The sequence below is a fragment of the Streptomyces spongiae genome (assembly GCF_009377185.1).
GTDB classification, from domain to species: domain Bacteria; phylum Actinomycetota; class Actinomycetes; order Streptomycetales; family Streptomycetaceae; genus Streptomyces; species Streptomyces spongiae.
In genome coordinates, this window is the sequence record NZ_VJZC01000652.1 from 1 (window position 1) to 5,319 (window position 5,319).

The following is a 5,319-nucleotide window of genomic DNA, read 5'->3' on the forward strand; positions in this document are numbered from 1 at the left end:
CCCATGCCCCGGCCGCCACCCCCGATCCGCAGCAAGCAACAGATCGGCATCCAGCAACGAATCCCCCGCAGCGAGCGTGAGCTCGGCCCCGGTCCGCCGCACAACCTCCCGCAGCGCCGCGCTCTTGGTCAGCGGCTTCGGCACGGCGTAGATCTTGCGCCCCTGGAGCGAGACCGTCCAGCCACGATTCTCCGCCCAGACGGCCAGCTCCTTCACCCAGCCCTCGGGCACCAGCTCACGCTCCACCACGAGGTACACGAACAGATCCTCGGCCACCCGGTACTTGCGCACCCAGGACGGGTCCGACGTGGCCTCCATGTACCCCCGCACCTCGTCCAGCGAAGCGCACTCGTCCGCGAGCCGGGCCGTCACCCGCGCGTGCCACGCGTGGTCCGTGACCCCGTCCACCAGAATGTGCCCGCCGTTGGCGCAGATCGCGTACTCGGGCGCGGGACCCGGCAGGTTGATGCGCTGGTACTGCTTGCGCGTACGGGTCGTCGTCGGCACGAACACCGCCGCGTCCCCGAGTTCGGTGAGCAGCCCGGCCGCGGTCTCGGTCATGTACGACAGCGGCCTGCTCTCGTGCACCTCGACGCACAGCAGCCGGGGGGCCCGCGCGTCCGGCATGGTCAGCGCCAGCGCCGCCGAGGAGTAGATGAGCGTACGGTCCAGGTCGCTCGCCACCAGGACGGCCATCAGAGGGCCACCGCCTTCCCGTCGGCGCCGGTGGCGCCCCGTGTGTACTTGGGGTGGATCAATCCGACGCAGGTGTAGGGCAGTTCGGCCGTCTCCTCCACCGGCACCCCGCGCTGCTCGGCCAACAGGCGCACATGGTCGAGATCGGCCCCCGCCCCGGCCCGCGCGAGGATCCTCCACGGTACGCGACGCAGCAGCACCCGGGTGGTCTCGCCGACGCCGGGCTTGACGAGGTTGACGTCGTGGATGCCGTACTCCTCGCTGATCCGCTCGACGGCGGCCCAGCCCTCCCAGGTCGGGGTACGGTCGGCGGAGAGCAGCTCCTTGGCCAGCGCGTCCACCGCGTCCGCGACCTCCGTGAAGCGGGCGGAGACGGCGTCCAGGAAGTCGTTCGACATGTCCGCGCCGGCGAGTTCGCGGTAGAACTTGGCGCCGTGGTAGTCGTTCGGGCCGACCAGGTCGGAGCGCAGTACCGTACGCGAAATCAGCCCGGAGACCGTCGAGTTGAGGCACGCGGAGGGGATGAGGAAGTCCTCGCGGGTGCCGTACGTCCGCACGCACGAGCCCGGGTCGGCGAGCACCGCGATCTCCGGGTCGAAGCCGGTGATGCCATCGGATGCCTCGAACTCCCGGAGGGCGTCGGCCAGTTCACGGGTGATGGCGCCCTTGCCGGTCCAGCCGTCGACGAACACGACGTCGGACGGGTCGTGGTGGGCGGCGAGCCACCGCAGCGCGTTGGCGTCGATACCGCGGCCCCGCACGATGGACACGGCGTAGTGCGCGAGGTCGAGCCCGTGCCGGTGCTGGGCCCAGCGCCGCATCAGGACGCCGACGGGGGTGCCCGCGCGGGCGAGCGAGACGAGCACGGGCCGTGGTGACCGCTCGGCCAGCACCGTCTCCGTCACGACTCCCACGGCCTGGGCTATTCGGACGGCCGACTCGTCCAGCGCGCTGTGGAAGAGGGCCTGGTACCGCTCGCTCGGCTGGTACTCCACCGGCAGCGACTCCGCGTAGTGCGCGCCGCCGCTCTGGATGGCCTCCTCGCGTTCCTCGGTGGGCGCCTCCAGCGTGACGTCCGAGAGGTCCCGCAGCAGCCAGCCGACCTCGTCGGGCGCGTACGAGGAGAAGGCGGGGCCGCGGAGTGGCTCGGGCAGCATGGAGGGCCTTTCGGAGGCGTACGAGGTGACGTGCGGGGCGGCGCGGGAGGTCGCGGGCGACGGAACGTACGAAGGCACGACCGCGAGCAGCACGCTCGGCGTGTGCGCGGCGAGCTGTGCGAGGAGGCCGTCGGCGGCGTGGAGCGCACCCGTGTCGGCGGCCGAGTCGACGACGGCGACGACCGCGTCGAAGCCGGCGCCCGCGACGTTGTAGGCGTAGCGCTCGCCGGGGCCGTCGCCGGGGTCGTCGTGGGCGGGGAAAACGATTCGGCTGCGGATCGCGTAACCGGGGTCGTCGACCGCGAGGACCGGCGAGCGGGTCGTGGTCGAGTACCGCACCTCGGCGTCGGCGACCTGCTCCAGCGCCCCGGCCAGCCTCAGCGGCGCGTACATCAGCTCCTCGAAGCCGAGCACGAGTACGCGGCGCGCGTCGTCGGGTATCGCCTCGGCGAGGCGGGCGGCCATGGCGGGGAGGGCGCGTTCGAGGCGGATGCGGTGCTGCGGGGTGAAGCCGTGCCGGCCGCCGTCGGGGAGGCCGGGAGGCCAGAACAGGTCCACGCCGGCGATGCGGCCGTGGGGCAGCGTCTGCCGGGTGCGCTCATCGTCCGAGTGCGGGTGCGTTGTGGCTGGTCGCGCAGTTCCTCGCGCCCCTTGACGCTCGGCCTCCGCCTCGCCTTTTCTCAGGGGCGCGGGGAACTGCGCGACCGGCCCCGGCGCGGCCGCAGACGACCGACTACCCATCGCGGCACCATCGCTCTCGTACCGCGCCACCAACTCCTGCCCCTTCTCCAGCACCCCCTCCGGCAGCCGTACGGTCCCGGAGGCCGCCGTCACGAGGTCGACGCGGGCGCCGATCTCGCGGGCGAACTCCGTGAGGCGCCCGAGGTCCGCCGCCGACCGCATGTCGACCAGCGCGACGATCACGTACCGTCCGCGCGGGTAGCGGGTGTGCAGCTCGCGGATGGTGTTCAGGACCGTGTTGCCGGTGGAGAACTCGTCGTCGACCAGCACCAGGGGCCCGTCGCCCGCGAGCAGCGCAGGGTCCTCCGGCAGCAGCAGGTGGGAGGTGGCGTGGGAGTGGGACTCCTCGAAGCCGCCGGCCCGGGCGACCCCCTCGACCGGGCGCCGGGTCGAGTGCAGGTAGGGCGCGAGGCCCACCCCGTCCGCGACCGAGTGGCCGAGCCCGGTGGCCGTCTCGGCGTACCCGAGCACGACAGCGGCTGCCGCCTCCTCGCCCAGCAGGTCGCGCACCCTGCGGCCCAGGGCGACCCCGTACCCGTACACCACGGACGGCGACTGCGGCACGTGTTTGCCCAGCACGTTCGACACCAGCAGGTGCGCGCGCCTGGGGTTGCGGCGCAGGGCGAGTCCCAGCAGGTCCCTGAGCGGCTCGTCGCCGATCAGCTCGACACCGAGCCGCTGGGCGACCCAGTTCCCGGACCAGACCTCGTTGTTCTTCATCGATTCCTTGTCGGTAAGGCGTTCAGCGAGCCGATCCCGCCGTGGGAGCCCGTCAGTCGGGCAGGCCCGCCGCCAGCAGCTCCACGAAGCCGATGTCCTCGTTGGCGACGCCGAAAACCTCGGCGCGCTGCAGGACGCGCTCGGCCCAGGCTCGGTGGGGCTTCACCTCGTTCATCTTGTTCGTGTAGGCGGACCGCAGCACACCCCCGCCGCCGCGCTCGGGCCTGAGGATGTCCTGGGCGTCGCTGAACTCCTCGTGGCTGACCACGGACAGCGCGTGCACGGGCAGCACGTGCGAGGGGTGGATGCAGGTCTTGCCGAGGAGGCCGTTGGCCTGGTCCAGGGAGATCTCCCGCAGCAGGCCGTCCATCGCGTGCTCGATCAGCGTCTCGCGCAATGCGGTGGCCCGCACCTCGAGAAAGGGGCTGGTGCGCAGCTGGGGCTTGAACATGCGCTCCTGGACCCGGAAGTACTCCCAGACCGGCCCGGTCACGGTGAAGCCGGTGCCGTCGGCCCGCCCCAGCACGTTCACCACGTCGGCGATCACGGAAGCCACGATCTGCACGTCGTACGCGGTCATGTCGGGGGCCCGGCGCAGGGCGTACGAGGCGCAGAAGTCGGTGACGCCGAGGCGCAGCGCGAGCACGCGGTCGCGGTACTTGTCGACCGTGCGGGAGATGCCCTGGAGGGACTCCACGCGTGTCTCGCGGTACATCAGCTCGGGCGACTCCAGGACGGGCATCGCGAAGAGCCGGCGGCCGCTCGCCGTCTCGGCGGCGGTCAGCGCCTCCAGGAACGGCACGCCCCGCTCCTCGGTGAACTTCGGTAGTACGAATCCGGACAACAGCCGGACGGCCGGTCCGAGCCGCCGCACGAGATCCGGTATCTGCTCCGCGGCACGGACCCGGACGAACAGCAGCGGCAGCTCCGCCTCGGGGCGTCCGGCCAGGTCGACGAACTGCCGGACCAGGTTCTCCTCGGCGCCCGTGACCTCGGCGTCGTCGATCGAGTCCTCCAGGCAGAGCACCATGGAGACCACACCGCGCCCGGCCTGCTTCACCACGTCGTCGGCCAGCCGGGGCCTGGTGGCGGGGCTGTAGAGGGTGGCCCCGAGAGCCGCCGCGAGCACCCGGGCCGGGGAGTCGGCGGTGAAGAACCCCGGCTCCCGGTGAAAGAGGCGCTGGCGCTCCTCAGGGGCAATGTGCCCGAAATGACGCATGTGACTCCCCCGTGGCGGCTGGTCGGCCCTACGGATTGGTGAAAATGGTGGCCGGTAATAGTACGTAGAGATCCATGTCGTGGGTTCCCGCTGGGCATGAAGTTCTGGTAAATCGGACGTATCGAACGCTCGTCGGCCCCTGTCGGGTGATCGTGACCCCGCTTTGTCGTGAGCAGGACCGAGAGGGCAGGATGATCCACATGACGCACGCGATGCTCAAGGGGTCGAACGTCCCGCTGGAAGCCCCGGCGGTGCGCGCCGTGCTGCGCTGGACTCCCGGGCAGGGTGTCCCGGATGTCGACGCCTCGGCGCTGCTCCTCGGCCCCGACGGGCGCGTACGGTCCGACGAGGACTTCGTCTTCTACAACCAGCCCCGCCATCCCTCCGGCAAGGTCTGGCGGCTCGGCAAGAAGCGCGTCGCCGAGGGCCTCACGGACACCATCCAGACGGATCTGACAGGTGTCGAGTCCGCCGTCGGACAGATTCTGCTGGTCGCCTCGGCGGACGACGTCCCCTTCGAACACGTACGGACCCTGCGCATCCTGCTGTACGACGCCACCGTCGCCGACGCGGAACCGCTGGCGTACTTCGACGTCAAGCCGGAGACCGGTGAGGAGACCGCGCTGATCTGCGGCGAGCTCTACCGGCGCGGCACGGCCTGGAAGTTCCGCGCGCTCGGCGAGGGCTACACCAACGGCCTTCAGGGACTGGCGACCGACTTCGGCATCTCGGTGGACGAATCGGAGGCCGCGGCACCGGACGTCTCCGTCCCCCTCCCGCCCGAGC

The 5,319-nt window shown here is 71.4% G+C and carries 4 protein-coding genes; 1 reads left to right on the forward strand and 3 read right to left on the reverse strand.

Annotated features, from left to right (window positions below; genetic code table 11):
* From FNH08_RS43785 to FNH08_RS43795, 3 genes are all read right to left on the reverse strand, one after another.
* Window positions 1–696: HAD family hydrolase (locus FNH08_RS43785; RefSeq protein WP_152777076.1), on the reverse strand; the 696-nt coding region annotated here is incomplete at its 3' end.
* On the reverse strand, window positions 696–3,314 hold the full coding sequence (locus tag FNH08_RS43790; protein ID WP_152777077.1) for a phosphoribosyltransferase: 2,619 nt from the start codon (window positions 3,312–3,314) through the stop codon (window positions 696–698). The genes FNH08_RS43790 and FNH08_RS43785, both read right to left, overlap by 1 nt.
* A gap of 52 nt (window positions 3,315–3,366) precedes the next feature.
* Window positions 3,367–4,533 (reverse strand): HpcH/HpaI aldolase/citrate lyase family protein, encoded by a 1,167-nt coding sequence (locus FNH08_RS43795; protein WP_152777078.1) that lies wholly within the window; start codon window positions 4,531–4,533, stop codon window positions 3,367–3,369.
* A 200-nt stretch (window positions 4,534–4,733) separates the two neighbouring features.
* On the opposite strand from FNH08_RS43795, the gene FNH08_RS43800 reads away from it, so the two are divergent.
* On the forward strand, window positions 4,734–5,319 hold a 586-nt coding region (locus FNH08_RS43800; protein WP_152777079.1), incomplete at its 3' end, for a TerD family protein.

Bases quoted from the DNA above. Each gene is read 5' to 3' on its own strand.
- FNH08_RS43795 (WP_152777078.1), bottom strand. From the start codon at position 4,533: ATGCGTCATTTCGGGCACATTGCCCCTGAGGAGCGCCAGCGCCTCTTT.
- FNH08_RS43790 (WP_152777077.1), bottom strand. From the start codon at position 3,314: ATGAAGAACAACGAGGTCTGGTCCGGGAACTGGGTCGCCCAGCGGCTC.